At 72.5% G+C, this 17,972-nt stretch carries 11 protein-coding genes and 1 pseudogene; 5 read left to right on the plus strand and 7 right to left on the minus strand.

The features are described from left to right. Nucleotides 1–3 precede the first annotated feature (3 nt). From ACTMMA_RS11970 to ACTMMA_RS11985, 4 genes are all read right to left on the minus strand, one after another. The gene (locus ACTMMA_RS11970; RefSeq protein ID WP_441190365.1) at nucleotides 4–678 is read right to left on the minus strand and encodes a lysophospholipid acyltransferase family protein; all 675 of its coding nucleotides are present in this window, start codon (nucleotides 676–678) and stop codon (nucleotides 4–6) included. A gap of 11 nt (nucleotides 679–689) precedes the next feature. Further along, complete coding sequence (locus ACTMMA_RS11975; protein WP_441190366.1) at nucleotides 690–3,050, minus strand: DNA polymerase III subunit gamma and tau; 2,361 nt, start codon at nucleotides 3,048–3,050, stop codon at nucleotides 690–692. 66 nt (nucleotides 3,051–3,116) lie between these two features. Beyond that, entirely contained in the window at nucleotides 3,117–5,360 is a 2,244-nt protein-coding gene (locus ACTMMA_RS11980; RefSeq protein WP_441190367.1) for a HelD family protein, read from the minus strand. 78 nt (nucleotides 5,361–5,438) lie between these two features. Continuing rightward, nucleotides 5,439–6,464 carry a helix-turn-helix transcriptional regulator gene (locus tag ACTMMA_RS11985; protein WP_441190368.1) on the minus strand — a complete coding sequence of 342 codons (1,026 nt, stop codon included), beginning with the start codon at nucleotides 6,462–6,464 and terminating at the stop codon, nucleotides 5,439–5,441. A gap of 270 nt (nucleotides 6,465–6,734) precedes the next feature. Here ACTMMA_RS11985 and purD point away from each other — a divergent pair. The 3 genes and pseudogenes from purD (at nucleotide 6,735) to purL (ending at nucleotide 13,075) form a co-directional block, all read left to right on the plus strand. Then, nucleotides 6,735–8,032 (plus strand): annotated as a pseudogene (gene purD / locus ACTMMA_RS11990) (phosphoribosylamine--glycine ligase). A gap of 1 nt (nucleotide 8,033) precedes the next feature. Next, nucleotides 8,034–9,011 carry a phosphoribosylaminoimidazolesuccinocarboxamide synthase gene (locus ACTMMA_RS11995; RefSeq protein ID WP_441190369.1) on the plus strand — a complete coding sequence of 326 codons (978 nt, stop codon included), beginning with the start codon at nucleotides 8,034–8,036 and terminating at the stop codon, nucleotides 9,009–9,011. A 35-nt stretch (nucleotides 9,012–9,046) separates the two neighbouring features. After that, the gene (purL, locus tag ACTMMA_RS12000; RefSeq protein WP_441190370.1) at nucleotides 9,047–13,075 is read left to right on the plus strand and encodes a phosphoribosylformylglycinamidine synthase; all 4,029 of its coding nucleotides are present in this window, start codon (nucleotides 9,047–9,049) and stop codon (nucleotides 13,073–13,075) included. Nucleotides 13,076–13,322: 247 nt separating this feature from the next. Here the strand turns inward: purL and ACTMMA_RS12005 are convergent, their stop codons facing one another. Next, on the minus strand, nucleotides 13,323–14,087 hold the full coding sequence (locus ACTMMA_RS12005) for a BUD32 family EKC/KEOPS complex subunit (protein ID WP_441190371.1): 765 nt from the start codon (nucleotides 14,085–14,087) through the stop codon (nucleotides 13,323–13,325). After that, the gene (locus tag ACTMMA_RS12010) at nucleotides 14,084–14,512 is read right to left on the minus strand and encodes a VOC family protein (protein WP_441190372.1); all 429 of its coding nucleotides are present in this window, start codon (nucleotides 14,510–14,512) and stop codon (nucleotides 14,084–14,086) included. Before ACTMMA_RS12010 ends, ACTMMA_RS12005 begins: the two co-directional genes overlap by 4 nt. Before the next feature lie 90 nt (nucleotides 14,513–14,602). On the opposite strand from ACTMMA_RS12010, the gene ppk2 reads away from it, so the two are divergent. Both ppk2 and ACTMMA_RS12020 read left to right on the plus strand, forming a co-directional pair. Continuing rightward, nucleotides 14,603–15,499 (plus strand): polyphosphate kinase 2, encoded by an 897-nt coding sequence (gene ppk2 / locus ACTMMA_RS12015; protein ID WP_441190373.1) that lies wholly within the window; start codon nucleotides 14,603–14,605, stop codon nucleotides 15,497–15,499. Nucleotides 15,500–15,764: 265 nt separating this feature from the next. After that, on the plus strand, nucleotides 15,765–15,962 hold the full coding sequence (locus tag ACTMMA_RS12020) for a hypothetical protein (protein WP_441190374.1): 198 nt from the start codon (nucleotides 15,765–15,767) through the stop codon (nucleotides 15,960–15,962). Nucleotides 15,963–15,986: 24 nt separating this feature from the next. Here ACTMMA_RS12020 and ACTMMA_RS12025 read toward each other — a convergent pair whose 3' ends face one another. Then, the gene (locus ACTMMA_RS12025) at nucleotides 15,987–17,915 is read right to left on the minus strand and encodes a heavy metal translocating P-type ATPase (protein WP_441190375.1); all 1,929 of its coding nucleotides are present in this window, start codon (nucleotides 17,913–17,915) and stop codon (nucleotides 15,987–15,989) included. Nucleotides 17,916–17,972 lie beyond the last annotated feature (57 nt).

Here is a 17,972-nt window from a genome sequence, read left to right on the forward strand (position 1 = left end):
GAATCAGGCGGCGGTGTCGGGCTGGCGCTGGTTGTACTCCCCCGCCCACTCCTGACCGGTCATCGGCAGGATCGCGGCCATCACCTCGTCGGTCAGCTGTCGACGGGCCTTGCCCTGCGGGACGCCGTCGAAGCGGCCGGCCACCTCGATGGGGGTGCCGAACTCCACCCGGACCTTGGCCCGTCTGGGGAAGCGTGCGCCGACCGGCTGGATGTCCTGGGTGCCCTGCAGGCCGACGGGAACGATCGGGCAGCCGGCCTCGAGCGCGAGCCAGGCCACGCCCGTCCGCCCCCGGTAGAGGCGCCCGTCGCGGGAGCGTGTGCCCTCCGGGTAGATGCCGAACGCGCCACCCTTGCGCAGGTGCTCCAGCGCCAGGTCCAGGGACTGCTGCGCCGCGCGGGGATCGTCACGGTTGACGGGGATGGAGCCGACGCCGGTGAACCACTCGCGGCTGATCCAGCCCTTGACCCCGGAGCCGGTGAAGTATTCGGCCTTGGCCAGGAAGGCCACCTGCCTCGGCGAGGTCAGCGGGATGACCACGCTGTCCACGAACGAGCGGTGGTTCGAGGCCAGGATGACCGGGCCGTCCATGGGGACGTTGTGGGCGCCGACCACCTCGGGCCGCCAGATGGCGGTCGCCAGCGGGGTCACCACCGGGTGGAGCATCTCGTAGAGCACGGGCGAGCCTCTCAGGCCACGGGTTCGTCGTTGATCTCGATGACCGTACCGCCCAGGACGTTCTCGATCACCGACTGCCCCACCGCGCCGGAGGAGGCCAGGTCTTCGTCGTCGTCGCTGGGCTCGTCGCCGCCCTTGGACCGCGTCGCCACGGGTCGGGTCGGGAAGGGGGCCGGGGCGGCGGCCGGGGTCTCTGACGAGGGGGCGGAGGAGCTCACGGGGCGGGCAGGCGCCGCCTGCGTGGGCTCGGCGTCGCCGGACAGCCAGTCAGGGGCGGAGGTCCGCCGGGACTGCTCGGCCCAGTCGGGCCCGGCCGCGGCACCTGGTGCGCCTCCGGCCCCGAGCTGCTCGGCCATGGAAGGACCTGCCACGCCGCCGCCCGGGACGGCCGGGTCAGGTCCTGGGGAACCGATGGAGTTGGGGGCGGTGCCCTGCTCGTCAGCGGTCGAGGCTTCGGGCCGTCGGGTCCGCAGCCGTCCGGCAGGGGGCTGGTCAGGTTGCTCGTGGTCCGGCTGCTGCTGACCCGCCCGGGTGCGGAGCCGACCGACCGGAGGTGCGTCGGGATCGCGGGTCGGAGCGGCTGGGGCGCTGTCCGGCGCGACGCTGGCCTGCGGGGCGCTGGCCTGCGAGGAGGTGGACTGCTGGGCGCTGCTGGACACGGGGCTGGACTGCGGAGGGCCGGACTGCGGAGGGCCGGACGGCGCCGGTCGACCGGGGCCGGGGTCACCCGCGACGGTCGCCTCGATCCGCGTCTCCAGCGCGATCTCCTCGATCAACGCCTGGCGCAGAGCCTCGGCGTAGGGGCCGCCCATGAAGAAGTTCATCCACTTCTCATCGGGCATGCCGAGCAGGAGCCGCTCGCCGTCGTAGTCGAGGACGGTCACCGGCTGCAGCCCGCTCCAGGAACGCTGGTTGATGGACTTCACCCGCTGGAGGACGTCGCCCCACAGCCGGCGCAGGGCTGCGGTGTCCAGCGTGCCGGGGGCCGCAGCCGCCTCGTCCTGGGCGTCGGGTCCGGGCCCGGGTGCGGCCGCGGCCTGGGTCGGGGCCTCAGGCTGGGACGCTGAGGCAGGTGCCGCTGACGGATGCTGCTCCGTCGACGCGGACTGCTGGGCAGGATCGGGCTGGCGCACGGGCGCAGCCTGCGCGGATGCAGGCTGCTGCGCGGCGGACGGCGGCGTGGCGGCCGGCGGCGCGACGCCCCCGGCCGAGGCGGAGAGGCGACGTTCGATGCGGTCGAGGCGAGCCCCATACCCCGCTTCTCCGGAGGGACCCGGGAGGAGCATGCGGGCCACCAGGAGCTCCAGGATGAGGCGGAAGGAGACCGCGCCGGCCATCTCTGACAGCCCGTGACTGACGACATCGGCCAGGTGGGAGAGGGTCTCGGGACCCTGCACCGTCGCCTGGTGACGCATCCGCTGGATCTGGTCCTCCGGCAGACCGGGGAGCAGACCTCCGGCGGCGGCGTCGCCCACCGCGGCGAGCACGATGAGGTCGCGATAACGCTCGAGCAGGTCCTCGACGAAGCGACGCGGGTCGTGACCGGACTCCATCACCTTGTCGATCTGCTGGAAGCAGGTGGCGGCGTCGCCGGCGGCGACCGCGTCGACGACGGCATCGAGCAGCTCCACGTCGGTGAAGCCGAGGAGAGCGGCCGTGCGCTCGTAGGTCAGGCCCTCCTCCCCGGAGCCCGAGATGAGCTGGTCCAGCACGGAGAGCGAGTCACGCACCGACCCCCCGCCCGCGCGGGTGACGAACGAGAGCACGCCGGGCTCGAGCTGGACGCCCTCCTGCTCGCAGACCTGCTCCAGGTAGGTGGTCAGACGCTGGGGCGGGACGAGGTGGAAGGGATAGTGATGGGTGCGCGAGCGGATGGTCGCCAGGACCTTCTCGGGCTCGGTGGTGGCGAAGATGAACTTCACGTGGGGCGGCGGCTCCTCGACGACCTTGAGTAGGGCGTTGAAGCCGTTGGGCGTCACCATGTGCGCCTCGTCGATGATGTAGACCTTGTAGCGCGCCTGGGCCGGACCGAACGCCGCCCGCTCGCGCAGGTCGCGGGCGTCGTCGACGCCACCGTGGCTCGCCGCGTCGATCTCGATGACGTCGACGGTGCCGGCGCCGTCGCGGGCCAGCGCCACGCAGGAGTCGCAGGTGCCGCACGGATCCGGGGTCGGCCCCTGCTCGCAGTTGAGGCAGCGCGCCAGGATGCGGGCGCTGGTGGTCTTGCCGCAGCCGCGCGGTCCGGAGAAGAGATAGGCGTGGTTGACCCGCCCCGAGCGCAGGGCCTGCATCAGCGGCTCGGTCACGTGCTCCTGGCCGATGACGTCGGCGAAGGACTCGGGCCGGTAACGACGGTAGAGTGCGGTGCTCACCTCTCAGACCCTAACGGCCAGGGCCGACAGTGGTGACGCTCCGTCCCCAGGCTGCCTCGGGTGCGGTCAGGGGGTGGGGCGGATGACGGTGAGGCGGTGCGCGGCGCGGGTGAGCGCGACGTAGAGCGTGCGGACACCGCCGGAGGTCTCGCCCACGATGCGGTCGGGGTCGACGACGACGGTCGCGTCGTACTCCAGGCCCTTGGTGGACAGCGGGTCGATGACCAGGACCCGGTCGTCCAGCCCGCAGACCCCGCGCAGCTCGTCGTGCCAGCCGGCGGGAGCGATGACGGCGACCTGGCCCTCGACCTGCTCTAGGAGGGTCTGGACGGCCGACTCCACCTCGGCCCGCGTCTCGGCGGCCGGGACCGTGGTGTCGACGGGCTCGTTGCCGGTCTCCCGGACGGCCCGGGGGATGTCGGCGTCGGGCACGTGCTCGCGGATCATCTCGGCCGCCCGGTCGAAGATCTCGCGCGCGTTGCGGTAGTTGGTGTCCATGTGGAAGCTGCGGCGCACCGTGCTGCCGAAGGCCTCCTCACGGGCCTTGTCCGCCTCCTCCAGGTCGGACCACGAGGCCTGGGCGAGGTCACCCACGACCGTCCACGACGCCCAGCGCCCACGACGCTCGAGCATCCGCCACTGCATGGGCGAGAGATCCTGCGCCTCGTCCACGAGGACGTGGGCGTACTCCTCCGCCGAGCCGATCCGTCCTGACAGGAGCCGCGTCATGGGGTCGGCGGAGATCCGCTCGGAGGCCGACGGGTCGACACCCCGGACCGGGGCGTCCTCGTCGTCCGTGGGCGTGACCGGCTCGCGGGGACCGACCTTGAGGGCGGCGACGCCATACTGCGAGGCGTCGTCCAGCTCCTCGATCTCGTAGAAGCCCCGCTCCTCGCTGGGCAGGTCCACCATCGCCCCGATCCGGGCGTGGAGGTCGTCGACCAGCGCCGCGTCGGCCACCGACCACTGCCCGGTCCGCAGCGCCTCCTGGTAGGACCGGGCGAGCAGCTCGGCCTCCTTCCGGTCCACGACGCCGAGGGAGCGGACGAGCTCCTCGTCGGCCAGCCACAGCAGCATCTCGCGCGGGTCGAGGGGACGCCACCACTCGCGCATGAAGATCTCGACGTCCCCGGAGTCGGCGAAACGGTCGAGGAACTCGTCCTTCTCCCCCGAGGGCGCCTGCACCTGCTCCCAGGCGATCTGGGCCAGCGCCTGCACGGCCGCGTCGTAGGCGGTGTTGCGGTGGTGGTGCCGCAGCACCTGCGCCCGGGCCCGGTCGAGGTGGCGCCGCTCCAGCCGGACCGCGTGCCCCATGACGAAGAGCCGCAGCAGCTCGGGCGCATCCGGGATCGCCAGGCGCGAGAGGCGCGCGAGCAGCTGGCGGATGCGCAGCGAGCCCTTGACCGTGGCGGTCTCCGGCGGGTCCAGGCGGGTGCCGGTCATGCCGGCGACCACGTCGCCGATGGAGCGCAGGACGACGCTGTCCTCACCGAGGGAGGGCAGGACACGCTCGATGTATGCGGTGTAGGCGGCGGACGGTCCCACCACCAGCACGCCTCCGCTCTCGAAGCGGCGGCGGTCCGAGTAGAGCAGGTAGGCCGCCCGGTGCAGGGCCACCACGGTCTTGCCCGTGCCCGGGCCACCGGTGATCTCGGTGACGCCGCGGGCGGGTGCGCGGATGGCCTGGTCCTGGTGCTGCTGGATGGTCGCCACGATGTCGCGCATCTGCGCCCCGCGGCTGCGGGTCAGGGCGGCCATGAGGGCGCCGTCGCCGACCACGACCACGTCCTCGGGCGGGTCGGTGACCATGAGGTCGTCCTCGACGCCGACGACCGTCTCGCCCTTGCAGCGGAGCACGCGGCGACGGATCACGCCCTGCGGGTCGACCGGGGTCGCGCGGTAGAAGGGCGCGGCGGCCGGGGCGCGCCAGTCCACGACCAGCGGCTCGTAGTCGTCGTCCCGCACGCCCAGGCGGCCGACATAACGGACCTCCCGGGTGCCGCCGTCCGGGTCGGGCACATCGTGCTCGAGATCGAGGCGGCCGAAGACGAGGCCCTCGTGCTGCTGCTGGAGGGTTGCGCGGCGTTTGGTGGCGCTGAAGACCAGGGCGTCGCGCTCGAAGAGGAGGGCCAGCTCCTCCTCACGGGGGTCGCCGGTGCCCTGCCGGTCGGTCTGCCCCCGAGCCATCCCCTCCGCGTGGACCAGCTCGATCCGCTCCGCGGCCTTGGCCAGCTCACCGTAGACCCGGTCGACGTGCGCCTGCTCGGCCGCGATCTCCGCGGCGACGACATCCTTCGTCGTGGCCGTCACTGCCGTCCTCTCTGCTGGATGGGGCTCCCCGGCGCTCCGAAGGCCCTCGGCAAAGCGTCCACTCTACCGCCCGGCCGCTCAGACCCAGCCGCGGCGGACCGCCTGCACGCCGGCCTGGAAACGCGTGGCGGCCCCGAGGTGCTCGGTCAGGTAGCGGATGCGCCGCTCCACCGTCCGGACCGACACACCCAGCTGTCGGGCGATGAGCTGGTCGCTCGCCCCGGCGCTGAGCAGGTGCAGGATCCGCAGGTCTCGCGTGTCGAGCGGAGCCTTCTGCCCCTCCTCTCGGCGTGCGGCCTCGACCGTCGGACCGTAGGGCGTGGACAGCTGCCAGATCTCGTCGAGCAGCTTCTCCAGCGCCCCGAGCGGCCCAGGGCCGCGCAGCTCGGCCGAACCCTGTCCCGTCGGGTCGAAGGTGCTCAGGTCGATCAGTCCGGCCCGCGAGTCGACGAGGACGGTGGTGAAGGGGATGCCGTTGCCGACCCGGACGGGATGTCCTGCGCGGTCGCACCGTTCGAGATGGGCCATGCCCGCCGGCTGCTCCAGCAGTGCGGTGTCGAACATCATGCGCGCCTCCACCCCCGGGCGCAGCGGCAGCAGGCTCTCGTCCTCGAGCGCGGCCTCGAGGAACATCCGGACCGCCGGTGACGGGTCGAGCGCCACCCAGAGACGCGTGGACGATGCCCGGTGCACCGACAGGATGCGCTCGGCGACCGTCTCCAGGCCGACGAGGGCCTCGAAGTTCTGGTTGGAGACGGGGATCCGCTCGCCCACGGCCCGTCGCCACAGGGTCTCGACTTCGGCCGCCGTGGCCCGGCTCAGGGCGATCCGGCGCTCGACGACCTCGGCCTGGCGGGTCATCGCCTCACGGGGCGGGAGCACCTCCCAGACGTCGGGATCGGTGGTGTGCACGAGCAGCCCGCGCGCCGTGAGCTCCCCCATCGACACGTCGACCTCGTCGTCGCTCAGCCCGGCCCCGCGCAGGCCTTCCCTCGTCGGCACGCCGAGGCGGACCGCGGTGAGATAGGCGCTGCCGATGAACTCCTCGTAGGCCTCTCCCCGGAGCTCGTGCCGGCCGCGCCGGACGCCATCCTGGATCCCCATGCGGCACATCATGACGGATCTCCGCCATTGGCACCATTCCGTCAGCGCTCGACGTGACACGGCAGGGCGGATGTGAGAATCTTCTACTACCGGCTTCGGTCGGGCGCAGGGATTGTGCGAGTCGCTGGGCAAATGCCCCCCATCAGTCCAGCAGACCCTGCCCTGTGACGTGGCCCTCCTGGGAGATACCCCCCTGCCTCCCAGGAGGGCCACACTTATGTCTGCACCTCGGCCGCACCCCCGTGTCGACACTCGGTAGGCTCGACCGTCGTGAAGGTCCTCCTCCTCGGCTCCGGCGCGCGCGAGCACGCGTTGGCCCGCTCCCTGGCCGCCGACCCCGCTGTCACGAACCTCCTGGCCCTCCCCGGCAACCCCGGCATCGCCGCGCACGCCGAGCTCGTCGCCGGCGACCCGTGCGACGCGCAGGCCGTCACCGAGCTGGCCAACGCCCAGGGCGTCGACCTGGTCGTGGTCGGCCCGAGGCCCCCCTCGTCGCCGGTGTCGCCGACGCCCTGGCCGAGGCCGGGATCCCGTGCTTCGGCCCGACCGCCGCCGCCGCCAGACTCGAGGGCAGCAAGGCCTTCGCCAAGGAGGTCATGGCCGCCGCAGGCGTGCCCACAGCCGCGGCCCACGTGTGCAGCACGAGCGCAGAGGTCGAGGCAGCGCTCGCGGCGACGGGCGCCCCGTACGTGGTCAAGGAGGACGGCCTGGCCGCCGGCAAGGGGGTCGTCGTCACCGACGATCACGCCACCGCCTGCGCCCACGCCGCGGCGTGCTGCGCCAAGGAGGGCGGCCGCGTCGTCGTCGAGGACTACCTGGACGGCCCCGAGGTCTCGCTCTTCTGCCTCTCCGACGGCGCCACGGTCCTCCCGCTCGCGCCCGCGCAGGACTTCAAGCGCGTCGGAGACCGCGACACCGGTCCCAACACCGGCGGCATGGGCGCCTACTCGCCCCTGACGTGGGTGGACGAGCAGGTCCCCGGGCTCGTCGAGGAGGTCGTGGCCTCCGTGGCCCAGCCGACGATCGACGAGATGGCCCGGCGGGGCACGCCCTTCGTCGGCGTGCTCTACGTCGGCCTCGCCCTGACCTCCAAGGGACCGCGGGTGATCGAGTTCAACGCCCGCTTCGGCGACCCCGAGACCCAGTCCGTCCTCGCCCGCCTGCGGACCCCGCTGGCCGGGGTCCTCCTGGCCGCCGCCGAGGGACGTCTCGCGCAGCTGCCGCCCCTGGAGTGGTCCGACGAGCACAGCGTCACCGTCGTCCTGGCCGCCCCCGGCTACCCGGCGGCGCCGCAGACCGGCGGCCCCCTCACCGGCATCGAGAACGCCGAGTCGCACGAGGGCGTCCACGTCCTGCACGCCGGCACCCGGGTCACCGACGCCGGCGAGCTCGTCAGCGCGGGCGGGCGCGTCCTGTCGGTGGTGAGCCTGGGCACCGACCTCGCCCAGGCCCGAGCACGCGCCTACGGCGCCGTGCACCGCATACAGCTCGAGGGCTCGCACTTCCGCGGCGACATCGCGCGGGCGGCCGAGCAGGGCGACATCCGCGTCCCGAGCCAGGAGGCCTGAGATGACCCAGCAGATCCCCGGGCACGAGCTCCTCTACTCCGGCAAGGTCCGCGGCCTCTACGCGCCGCTCGATCCGACCACGGGCGAGCGCGACGACTCACGCCTGCTGCTGGTCGCCAGCGATCGGGTCAGCGCCTACGACCACATCCTGGATACCCCGATCCCGGACAAGGGCGCGGTGCTGACCCAGCTGTCGCTGTGGTGGTTCGACCAGCTCGCCGACCTCGCGCCGCACCACGTCATCTCCACCGACGTCCCGGCGGTGGTCGCCGGACGCGGTGTCTACGTGCGGCGGTTGCGGATGCTGCCGGTCGAGTGCGTCGCCCGGGCCTTCCTCACCGGCGGGGGGCTGAAGGAGTATGAGGCCTCCGGCACCGTCTCCGGGGTCCGGCTCCCGGACGGCCTGGTCGACGGCTCCCGCCTGCCCGAGCCCGTCTTCACCCCGAGCACCAAGGCCCCGGCCGGCGAGCACGACCAGCCCATCAGCTTCGAGCAGGTCGTCGAGCTCGTCGGCCCCCGGCTGGCCGAGCAGCTTCGCGACCTGACGGTGGCGATCCTGCAGCGCGGCAACGAGATCGCCGCCGACCGCGGCATCCTCATCGCCGACACCAAGGTCGAGTTCGGGGTCGACCCCGGTCAGCTCGCCGCCGCGCTGGGCACCACCCCCGAGGCCGCGATGAACGACGAGATCGGCTGGGCCGCCGTGGATCCCGCCCAGGTCGAGGTCGTGCTGGCCGACGAGGTTCTGACGCCTGACTCGTCCCGCTTCTGGCGGGCCTCGGAGTGGGCCCCGGGGCGCACCCAGACCTCCTACGACAAGCAGGTGCTGCGCGACTGGCTGACCTCCCCGGCCAGCGGGTGGGACAAGGCCTCCGACACGCCTCCCCCCGCGCTGCCCGCCGACGTCGTCGAGCTGACCCGGGCCCGCTACGTCGAGGCCTACGAGACCCTCACCGGCCAGCCCTTCTCCCTCCCCTGACCTCCTCCGCGCCACCGACCAGGAGCACCACCGCCATGGCCCTTCCGCACCACGAGCTGACGATCGTCCCCGGCGGCTCCGCCCTCTCCGACTTCCGGGCCGCCGCCCTGCTGCGGCGCCTGCAGGCCGTCGCGCCCCAGGTCAGCGGCGTGAGCGCGCGGTTCGTCCACTGGGTCGCGACCGAGACCGAGCCGGCCCCGGCGACCCGTGACGCCCTCGACTCGATCCTCACCTACGGCGAGCCGTGGGTGCACGCCGACCAGCAGGAGACGAACAGCGAGGACGACGCTGGCCGGCCTGACGAGGCCGTCATCATCGTCGCCCCCCGCCTCGGCACCATCTCCCCCTGGGCCAGCAAGGCGACCGACATCGTGCACAACTGCGGCATCGACGTGCAGCGCGTGGAGCGGGTCACCGAGTATCACCTGACCCTCGACGACCACGGCGGCCTCACCGAGGAGGAGTGGGACGCCTGCGCCGACGTCCTGCACGACCGGATGACCGAGACCGTGCTGGCCGACCGCGACCACGCCCGCGCCCTCTTCGCCGAGCGCGACGCGGCCCCCATGGAGCACGTCGACGTCCTCGGCACCGGCCGGTCGGCGCTCGATGCGGCCAACGCCGCGTGGGGCCTGGCGCTGTCCGAGGACGAGGTCGACTACCTCGTCGAGGCCTTCACCGGGCTGGGCCGCAACCCCACCGACGTCGAGCTGACGATGTTCGCCCAGGCCAATTCCGAGCACTGCCGGCACAAGATCTTCAACGCCGACTTCGTCATCGACGGCCAGCCCCAGGAGCGCAGCCTCTTCGGGATGATCCGCCACACCGAGGCCTGCTCCCCCGCCGGCACCGTGGTCGCCTACAAGGACAACGCCTCGGTGATGGAGGGTGGGACGATCACCCGCTGGCTGCCCGAGGCCGCGCCCGACCATGCACCCGAGGCGGGTGGACGCTCCATACCCACGAGGTATGTCGAGCGCGAGGACCAGGTGCACGTCCTGATGAAGGTCGAGACGCACAACCACCCGACCGCGATCTCCCCCTTCCCCGGCGCCGCCACCGGCGCCGGCGGTGAGATCCGTGACGAGGGCGCGACCGGCCGGGGCAGCGCGCCCAAGGCCGGGCTCACCGGCTTCGTCGTGTCCAACCTGCGACTGCCGGGGACCAACGAGCCGTGGGAGGCCGAGGACTACGGCGCCCCCGAGCACGTCGCGACACCGCTGGACATCATGGTCGAAGGACCGATCGGGGCGGCGGCCTTCAACAACGAGTTCGGTCGGCCCGGGCTCGGCGGCTTCTTCCGCGTCTACGAGCAGACCGTCGACGGGGTGCGCCGCGGCTACCACAAGCCGATCATGAGCGCCGGCGGGCTGGGGGCGATCAGTGCCGACCAGACCGAGAAGATCGCCTTCGGCGACGGCTCGCTGCTCATCCAGCTCGGCGGGCCGGGCATGCGGATCGGCATGGGCGGCGGCGCGGCCAGCTCGATGGCCAGCGGCGCCAACGCGGCCGAGCTCGACTTCGACTCGGTGCAGCGCGGCAACCCCGAGATGCAGCGCCGCGCGCAGGAGGTCATCAACCACTGCTGGTCGATGGGGTCGGACAACCCGATCCTGGCCATCCACGACGTCGGTGCGGGTGGGCTGTCCAACGCCTTCCCCGAGCTGGTCGACGACGCCGGGCTGGGTGCCCGCTTCGACCTGGCCGACGTGCCGCTGGAGGAGTCCGGGCTGGCCCCCAAGGAGGCCTGGAGCAACGAGAGCCAGGAGCGCTACGTCCTGGCGATCGCTCCCGAGTCGCTGGAGGCCTTCGCCGCGCTGTGCGAGCGCGAGCGCTGCCCCTTCTCGGTCGTCGGGACCGCGCGGGCGGACGGGCAGCTCGTGGTCGCGGACTCCCGCGAGGAGGCTGCGCCGGCCAAGGGCCACCCCGTCGACATGCCGATGGAGGTGCTGCTGGGCAAGCCGCCGAAGATGACCCGTGACGTGCAGCGGGTCGAGCGGTCCACCGAGGAGATCGACCTCGGTGCACGCCTGCCCGACCTCGACGCCATCCGGGACGCGGCGTATGCCGTGCTCCGCCACCCCAGCGTCGCCTCCAAGCGCTTCCTCATCACGATCGGCGACCGCACGGTGGGTGGCCTGACCCACCGCGACCAGCTGGTCGGACCGTGGCAGGTGCCGGTCGCGGACGTGGCGGTGACGCTGTCGGACTACACCGGCCTGGCCGGCCAGGCGATGGCCAGCGGGGAGCGGACTCCCCTCGCCTCCGTGGACGGCCCCGCCTCCGGTCGGATGGCGGTCGGCGAGGCGCTGACCAACCTGCTCGCGGCGCCGGTCGTGCCGCTGGAGGGGACGGCCGACGGGGCTGGCTCGCCCCTCTCCGGCGTCAAGCTCTCCTGCAACTGGATGGCGGCCTGCGGCGAGCCCGGCGAGGACGCGGCGCTCTACGACACCGTGCACGCGGTCGGGATGGAGCTCTGCCCCACCCTCGGCATCTCGGTGCCGGTCGGCAAGGACTCGCTGTCGATGCGGACCCGGTGGACCGATGAGGACGGTCAGCAGAAGCAGGTCACCTCGCCGGTGTCCCTCGTCGTCTCCGCCTTCGCCTCTCTCCCGGACGTGCGCGGCACGCTCACGCCGCAGCTGCACGCCGGCTCAGGCCTGGTCCTCGTCGACCTCGGCGCCGGTCGCAACCGGCTCGGCGGCTCGATGGTCGCGCAGGTCCTGGGCGAGTTCGGCGGTCGGGTCCCGGACCTCGACGAGCCCGAGCGCCTAATCCACCTGGCCACCGCGCTCGGCGAGCTGCGTGAGAAGGGCCTCGTCACCGCATACCACGACCGCTCCGACGGCGGCCTGTGGGCGACGCTGGTCGAGATGGCGATGGCCGGCGGTGTGGGGCTCGACGTCGCGGTGCCGCCGGGCGGCGGCCTCGACGCCCTCTTCGCCGAGGAGCTCGGTGTCGTGCTGGAGGTCCCTGGCGACCGCCTGGCCGAGGCGGAGCAGGTGCTCGCCGCGTACGGGCTGGGCGAGCTGACGACGGTCCTCGGCCACTCGACCGCCGAGCGGCAGGTGCGGATCCGCGCCGCCGGTCACCTCGGACGGTTCACCATCGACGAGCCGCTGCGCGGCCTGGCCCAGGCCTGGGACGAGGTCTCCTGGCGGATCGCCGCGCTGCGTGACAACCCCGAGTGCGCCGCCGAGGAGCACGCGGGCGTGGGGGCCGAGGGCGATCCCGGCCTGTCGGTGCGGCCGAGCTTCGACCCCGCCGAGGACGTCGCGGCGCCCTATCTCAACCTCGGCGCCCGGCCCAAGGTCGCGATCCTGCGCGAGCAGGGTGTCAACAGCCACGTGGAGACGGCCTTCGCCTTCGACCGCGCTGGATTCGACACCTACGACGTGCACATGACCGACCTGCAGGCCGGGCGTTTCGACCTGGCCGATGTCGCGGGACTCGTGGCGTGCGGCGGCTTCTCCTACGGCGACACCCTGGGCGCGGGCGAGGGCTGGGCGCGGTCGGTGCTCTACAACGAGCGGCTCAAGGACGCGTTCTCGGCGTTCTTCCACCGCGAGGACACCTTCGGCCTGGGCATCTGCAACGGCTGCCAGATGTTCGCCGCGCTGGCCGACCTCATCCCGGGCGCGGACGCCTGGCCCCGCTTCACCCGCAACCGGAGCGAGCAGTATGAGGCGCGCCTCTCCATGGTCGAGGTGCTGGAGTCCCCGTCGATCTTCTTGACCGGGATGGCCGGGTCACGGATGCCGATCGCGGTCGCGCACGGCGAGGGCTTCGCCAACTTCTCGGCGCGCGGCGACGAGGCGACCGTCCACCGGGCGATGCGCTATGTGGACAACGCAGGCCGCACGGCAACCGCATACCCCTTGAACCCCAATGGATCCCCGGAAGGCTTGACCGCGGTGACCACCCCCGACGGCCGGTTCACCGCGATGATGCCGCACCCGGAGCGGGTGCAGCGCAACGTGATGATGTCGTGGACGGATGGACCGCTGGACGAGGCGAGCCCGTGGCTGCGGATGTTCCGCAACGCCCGGGTCTGGGTGAGCTGAGGGCTCGGCTCGACCCTGGCGGGCAGCTGGATCCTGAGCCGGCCGCTGGACCGTCGCAGGCGGCTGGACCGTCGCAGGCGGCTCGACCGTCAGCCGGAAGGTGATCCATCGTCCGGATAGAACCGGACGACGGATCACTTCCCGGCTGAGGGATGTGACGGGGTCGCGTCGAGGGGTTCAACTCCCGCGTGGCCAGGGCGGGGCCGGCAGCCGGAGTGGACGACCACGCCTCTGCGCCATCGGTGGTTCACCGCCGCACCAGGGCGCCCGTCAGCTCCCGCTGATGGGCCTGCAGCCACCGCTCCCGTCGCCGGATCTGGTCGCCCGCGCCCTCACGCCACATGCGGGCCCAGCCACCACCTTCCTGCTCGGCCCGGCTCTTCATCCGGTGCCAGGTCCGGTCGGCCCCCTCGATCGCGACCTGCAGGAGCCGCTCGCGCCCGGAGCGGTCGAGCCCGTAGGCGTCGACGAGCAGACGCCCTCGGGCCGCTGCGTCGAGGTGCCGCTGCACCGGGTCGCGGTCGGCCTCCGGCAGCCAGGCGCCCCACCACAGCAGGAGATTGGCGACCTGCTCGAGCCGGGTCGCCTCCCGGACCAGGTCGAAGTCGATGAGCGCGAAGGCCTGGCCCTCGCGGAAGACCGTGTTCTCCGGTGTCACGTCCATGTGCCGCACACCCAGAGGCTCGAGCGCGTCATCCACACGACGCACCAGCCGGGCGACCGAGACCGCACGCTCGTCCTCCCCGACCCACGCCGGCCAGGGCCGCCCGGCGACCTCCCCCTCGACGAAGGTCAGGACCTCCCGGCCCCGGTCGTCGACACCCAGCAGCCGTGGCGCACCCTCGAAGCCGGCCTCCTCCAGGTGCGTCAGCACCCGGTGGACCAGCGGCGAGTGCACGCCCAGCGGACGTCGGACGGTCCGGCCCACCCGGACCACGCCCTCGGTGACGTCGCCGCCGGCCAACGGGACCTCGACCTCGTCCGATCCCGAGGCGTCGAACTGCCCGGTCACGCCCCGTCGACCATCCCGTCGAGCCGGGCCTGGACCTGCGCCTCGTCCATCGTGATCGGGGTGCCGACGATCCACTGGTGGCCGAACGGGTCCCGGAAGCGCCCCTGCCGCGCACCGTAGGGCTGGTCGGCGACCTCGAAGACGACCTCCCCACCGTGATCCAGCGCCCGCGCCATCACCGCGTCAGGGTCGGGCGAGAGCAGGTCGAGGACCACTCCGCCACCACCTTCCGGAGGGGCTGGGTCGTGCTCGTCGGCGTCCTTGACCTGCAGCGTCGAGGTGCCGAGCCGCAGCTCGGCGAAGACCACCTGGTCCCCCACCGTGAACCGCCGCAACGGTTCCGCACCGAGGACGCTGCGGTAGAAGTCGATGGCGGCGTCGGCGCCGGACACGACGAGCTTGGGACTGATCGCCAGATCACTCATACGCCCAGTCTGACCCGGGGCACCCCATACCGCCAGGGCAGTTTCGACCCCGCCGTAGCGCGCGGAGGCGGGGCAGGGTAAGACTGGGACATGGTCCAGCGGATGAATCTTCGCGAGTACATCGACAAGCTGCGGGTCGAGGGCTACGCCGTGCGCGATGCCACCGAGGAGGACCCCATCCTCATCGCCCCCGACGGCAAGGCCGTGGAGACGTGGCGGGACGGTTATCCCTACGACGAACTCATGGACCCCGAGACCTACGAGCAGGAGAAGTACAAGCTCCAGGTCGAGCTCCTGAAGTTCCAGTACTGGACCCAGGACGTCGGCGCCAAGCACGTCATCGTCTTCGAGGGCCGCGACGCCGCCGGCAAGGGAGGGACGATCAAGCGCTTCACCGAGCACCTCAACCCGCGTGCCGCCCGGGTCGTGGCGCTCAACAAGCCCTCCTCGACCGAGCAGGGGCAGTGGTACTTCCAGCGCTACGTCAACCATCTGCCCACGGCCGGGGAGATGGTGCTCTTCGACCGCAGCTGGTACAACCGCTCCGGCGTCGAGCGCGTCATGGGCTTCTGCACCGACGAGGAGTACACCACCTTCATGAAGCAGGCGCCGCGCTTCGAGCAGATGCTCGTGGAGAGCGGCACCACGGTCACCAAGTTCTGGTTCTCCGTCACCCAGGACGAGCAGCGGACCCGGTTCGCCCTGCGCCAGATCGACCCGGTGCGCCAGTGGAAGCTCTCGCCAATGGACCTGGAGAGCCTGGACCGCTGGGAGGACTACACCAACGCCAAGCAGGCCACCTTCGACAACACGGACAAGAAGTACGCCCCGTGGATCGTGGTGAAGTCCAACGACAAGAAGCGCGCCAGGGTCAACGCCATCCGTGCCTTCCTCAACCAGTTCGACTACGAGGGCAAGGACGAGTCGGTCGTGCACGACCCCGACCCGCAGATCGTCTCGCGCGCGAAGCACACCGACGAGGACTGATCCGGCGTCTTCACTGACCGCTCAGGGCCTGGATCTTCAGCGGCGGCCGTGTCAGACCGGCGGGCTACCCTCGGGACCATGTCGAGCACCCCGCGGCCCGGACGACCGACCCTGCCCGAGGGCTACGGCCTGCCTGCGACGAGCGAGGGGCAGCTGGGGTGGGAGCAGGTCGAGGAACGGCTGACCGCGGCCAAGCACTACTGGCTGGCCAGCGTCCGCCCCGACGGACGACCGCACTCGGTGCCCCGCTGGGAAGTCCCACGCCGTGCGCGCCGAGCCGGACGAGCTGGGCGCCAGGCTCGCGGACGCCTTCCGCAAGTATGCCGCCGACGGCTACGAGCCCGGGCCCGACTCCTGGGCGGGGGCCGACGGCGGCGGTCTGCGGGTCATCACGCCGGTCAGGGTGCTGGCGTGGGTCGACTTCCCGAAGGACTGCACGAGGTTCACCTTCGACCGGGTATGAGGCCACGCGGCTGAGGTCGGCGACTCACCTCGGCAAGGGGGACGGTGAGCGGATCCCCCGCGTGGCCGCTCTCGTGGGCCCGGCCGGGGCGAGCTCCCGCTCGGCCCGGGAGGGACGTGCCGCCAGGAGCGCCCAGAGGATGCAGGCCAGGTCCACGAGCTCCTGCATCCACGCGCCCACGAAGGCCGGCATCACGCCGGTGGCGCCGATGAGCATGAGCACCACCGAGAAGGCGACGCCGAGCGCGATGGCCTGCCAGGCGATGCGCATCGTGTGGCGGCCGAGGAGGAGCAGCCGGGGGATCCGGCTGAGGTCGTCGAGCATGACGACGACGTCTGCCGACTCGACCGCGGCGGCCGAGCCCCGCGCCCCCATGGCGGCACCGACGTCGGCGGCGGCCAGCACGGGCGCGTCGTTGACGCCGTCACCGACCATGAGGACCGGCCCCTCCGGGAAGGAGGTCACGGCCCTGACCTTGTCCTCCGGCAGCAGGCCGGCGCGGACGTCGTCCAGGCCGATCTCGCCGGCCACCCGGCGGGCGGTCCCCTCGGCGTCACCGGTGAGCATGACCGCGTTGGCGATCCCGAAGTCGTGCAGCCGGGACAGGGTCTGCGGCGTCTCCTCGCGGATCGCGTCGGCCAGGTCGATCGCACCGATCAGCCGCTGGTCCACCGACACGTAGATCCAGGTGTGGCCGGAGAGCCGGTCGTCGCGGTCGGGTCCCGGCGCGGCGGGCGAGGCCAGCTCGGCCGGCACCCCCGGCACGACGAAGGACGCCTTGCCCACCCGGACCTCACGGTCGTCCACGACGGCCTGCACGCCGTGCGCCGGGACCTCCTTGGCCGACCTCGCCACCGGCACCGGGCCGCGCTGCCGGCCGGCCTCGACGACGGCGCGGGCGAGCGGGTGCGCCGACCAGTCCTCGACGGCGGCCGCGAGCGCCAGCACGGTGTCCTCGTCGTACCCCGCGGCCGGGTGCACGCCGACGACCTCGGGCTGGCCGTGGGTGAGGGTGCCGGTCTTGTCGAAGGCCACGGTGCGGACCTTGGACAGCTGCTCCAGGGTGCCGGCGTCCTTGACGATCATCCCGCCGCGCGCGGCCCGGGACATCCCGGCCATGAAGGCGACGGGTGCCGCGATGATCAGCGGGCACGGCGTCGCCACGACGAGGACCTGGGCGAAGCGCATGGGGTCCCCGGAGACCAGCCAGGCCACCCCAGCGATCGCGAAGGCCAGCAGGGTGAAGGGCACCGCCACGCGGTCGGCCAGGCGCACGAAGGGCGCACGGGACTCCTGGGCCTCCCGGACCAGGGTGACGATGCGTTGGTACTGCGAGTCGGCCGCCGCCGCGGTCGCGGTCACCTCCACGACGTCGGCGCCGTTGAGCGCCCCCGACATGACGCCCTCGCCCTGCACCCGCTCCACGGGCATCGACTCACCGGTCAGGGAGCTCTCGTCGAAGGTGCCGACCGCAGACTCGAGCACCGCGTCGACCGGCACGATCTCGTGCGGCCGGACGGCCAGGCGGTCGCCCGGCCGCACCTCCTCCACGTCGATCTCCTCGAGCTGCCCACCTGGCCCGTAGCGATGCGCCCGCGTGGGTGCCCGGTTGAGCAGCGCCGTCAGCTCGCGGCCCGCCCGGGCGCTGGCATAGTCCTCGAGCGCCTCCCCACCGGTCAGCATGAGGCAGACGACGAGTGCAGCCCAGTGCTCCCCCACCGCCACGGTCGAGCCGATCGCGGTCACGGCCAGGATGTCGATCCCGTAGCTGCCCGACCGCAGATCGTCGACCATGCCTTTGAGCTGCATGGCCGCGATCGTCAACGCGGCGACCGAGACGACGATCCTGGCGGCCTCCCCCTGGCCGCTCACCTCCAGCACCACCCCGACCAGGCCGACCGCCAGGACGGCCAGCAGCACCGGATAGCGACGCAGACTGGACAGCAACCTCATACCCCACCTTGGCAGGGAACGGGCGCCCGCCGCCAGGATGGGAAGCCTCCCCTCATC

Source organism: Ornithinimicrobium panacihumi (genome assembly GCF_052073805.1).
GTDB lineage: Bacteria > Actinomycetota > Actinomycetes > Actinomycetales > Dermatophilaceae > Ornithinicoccus > Ornithinicoccus panacihumi.